Genomic DNA, 2,854 nt, shown 5'->3' on the forward strand with positions numbered 1-2,854 from the left:
AAGGCATTCCTATTGCAGTTTTACTTTGTTTGATCTTGTTACGTGCCGTAACATGGATGCAGTAGCCTTAAGTCACGGTAAGCCTTTTTGCATGCCCTAACAAATGGAATTCTTTATCTTTAGGTCACGGTAAATCAATTACGAAGAGATTTTTTTAATGATATGCTTTTCGGTAATAACCGAAAAGGTCTGATCGGAATCGTGAAAAGAAATTAGATCAATTTAATTTTGTAAGCTAGCTTGTCTCTTTCTACCCCATGAAAAAAGAACTTCAGCTTCACTATGTGCAGTAATACACATAACAAAACCAAAGTTCTTTTGTTTAAAAGCAATTTTTCTATTCTGAAAAAGATTCAAAATAAGAAATATCTTTAAAAGTAAATAATTTGTGTGTGTAGGCTAATTTGCTTTCCTCTTTTAATTGTTTCACTACATTTCCCACTGTTTCCCTTGAGCAGCCGCTAATATCAGCAATTTCATTGATCGTAATAGGAAAGGGAATTTCAATCAGAGATGACGATAGATAGATGCCGAGATCTTCCATCAAGTAAGCTAAAGCTTTTATGATACGACTCGTTGCGCTGGAAACAGCTAAATATTGGATGCGTTTTTCTTGCTGTTCTAAGATGGTAGAAATCTTTTTATACAAGTAAAGCAGTTGGTCTGCATTGGAAGCAACTTGCTCCTCAAACACTTTAGTGGGCAAATAATATACTTCTATATCCGTAGCAGCATAGGCGGAAAAGTGATACGTTTCATCGGAAAACATGCCGCCATAAGGGAATAATGTGTCAGGCTTAGTATAGTCGATATATGAAAAAGAGGCACTTTCATCGTAACTTTCCAATCGAACTAACCCTTTAGTTAGGTAAAACATTTTTTCGCGCTTATCCCCTTCATCAAATAAAACCTGACCTTTTTTATACTGCCTAAAAAATAGCTGCTTTTTAAGACAATGAAATTCTGCTTCAGTAAAATTGGCAAAGACCGGTTTATAACGCAATTCATACAATTGGTTGACTTTCATCTGTTTAGTGGGCATTTTACTCTCTCCTCACACCTTAAATAATGAATTAGAAGCAGACAATTAGCTGATCACAAAAAGAAAGCGATTACTACTCTACTTGTATAATATAACACAATAGAAAGAAAATTGCTTTCGTGAACGGGATTTATTAGAAAATGAAGAAAAATCCATTAAAAACGGCTCCCCTAGCTGGTTTCTTCCCTTATCGTTAAATGGATAATTCTTGCTCTTTCATCTCATTTGTCTATTCTTATTTTTTAGATGTATTGACTTCATTAATGATTGCGTTTACAGTTAACTGGACACTTCAATTTGAAAGGTGGAATAAAGAGTGGAAAAAAAACTAAAGGATACTTTTTTATGGGGAAATTCAGTTTCCAGCATGCAAACAGAAGGTGCTTGGGATGAAGGTGGAAAAGGAAAATCAGTTTATGACATTCGTGAAGCTGGTGAACATACTTCTGATTGGAAAGTCGCAACAGACAGTTATCACCGTTACCAAGAAGATTTCGACTACATGCAAAAACTTGGTATGAATTGTTATCGTTTCCAAATTTCTTGGTCGCGGGTATTTCCTAATGGCGATGGAGAAATCAATGAAGAAGGAGTTGCTTTTTATGACAAGTTTATCGATGACTTATTAGCTAGAGGCATCGAGCCGATGATTTGTCTGTATCACTTTGATATGCCGTTGCACCTATCTGAAAAGTACAATGGTTTTGCCTCTCGTTATGTTGTCGATGCTTTTGTAAAATTTGGCAAGGCTATGGTGGACCGGTTTAAACAAAAAGTAAAATATTGGATCACTTTTAATGAGCAAAATATTTTTGGTTCCAAGGAAGGTTTTCGCATTGCCGGCTGTACCACAACAGGTACTGAAAAAGAATTGTATCAACTGCAACACAATACGATGATTGCTCATGCTGAAATTGCGAATTATCTTCATGATACAACAGAAGGCTGTCAAATTGGCGGTATGGTTGCTTATCGTGCAGCTTATCCTGCTTCTTCCGAACCGAAAGATGTATTGGCTGCAAAACGAGCAGATGACTTTTTCAATCAATTTTTCTTAGAAGTGTTTACTTATGGAAAATATCCAGCTTTTATGTTGGCCTATTTAGAAAACAATCACTTAATGCCTGTATTTGACCCAAACGATGCAGCAACTTTAGCTCAACTCAAAAGCGATTTTCTATCTTTCAGCTATTATTCAAGCAGTACAATCAGTGCAGCAGATATCACTGAAGAAACGCCTATTTATTTATATCCGGAAGTCGGCGGTCATCCAAACTCTCATTTAGAAGCAACTGAATGGGACTGGCAAATTGATCCTACTGGTTTTCGTATCATTTTAAGCAACTTGTTCAACCGATATCACTTGCCTGTTTTTCCAATCGAAAACGGAATTGGTGTGATGGAAGAATTGCCAAAAGAGGGACTTATTCAAGATGATTACCGTATTGAATACCACCGTACTCACCTACAAGCTATGAAAGATGCTATCTCTTTAGATGGTGTGGATTGTATAGGATATCTCGGCTGGGGATTGATTGATATCCTAAGTTCACAAGGTGATATGCGTAAAAGATATGGGGTCGTATATGTGAATCGCGAAAATCATGATTTAAAAGATTTAAACCGTCTTCCTAAGAAAAGCTTCTCTTGGCTGCAGCAAGTTATTCAAAGCAATGGAAAACAGTTAGATTAAGACATAGCTTGGCGCTGAGCCAATTCTCTCAAGTAACAAAAATAAGCAACCTAAAACTGACCGCTTCTTTTGAAGGGGTTTGTTTTAGGTTGCTGTTTTATCTCTTTTATTTCGTTATA

General features: G+C 36.4%; 2 protein-coding genes. One reads left to right on the forward strand and one right to left on the reverse strand.

Annotated features, from left to right (window positions below; translation table 11 throughout):
- Window positions 1-337: 337 nt before the first annotated feature.
- Window positions 338-1,042 carry a Crp/Fnr family transcriptional regulator gene (locus tag RT405_RS11140; RefSeq protein ID WP_313469709.1) on the reverse strand — a complete coding sequence of 235 codons (705 nt, stop codon included), beginning with the start codon at window positions 1,040-1,042 and terminating at the stop codon, window positions 338-340.
- A 316-nt stretch (window positions 1,043-1,358) separates the two neighbouring features.
- On the opposite strand from RT405_RS11140, the gene RT405_RS11145 reads away from it, so the two are divergent.
- Complete coding sequence (locus tag RT405_RS11145) at window positions 1,359-2,735, forward strand: glycoside hydrolase family 1 protein (protein ID WP_313469710.1); 1,377 nt, start codon at window positions 1,359-1,361, stop codon at window positions 2,733-2,735.
- The last annotated feature ends 119 nt before the right edge of the window (window positions 2,736-2,854 follow it).

Source organism: Carnobacterium sp. (assembly GCF_032094055.1).
GTDB lineage: Bacteria > Bacillota > Bacilli > Lactobacillales > Carnobacteriaceae > Carnobacterium_A.

Excerpts from the sequence above, each read along its gene's own strand:
- RT405_RS11140 (WP_313469709.1), bottom strand. The coding sequence starts at position 1,042 with ATGCCCACTAAACAGATGAAAGTCAACCAATTGTATGAATTGCGTTAT.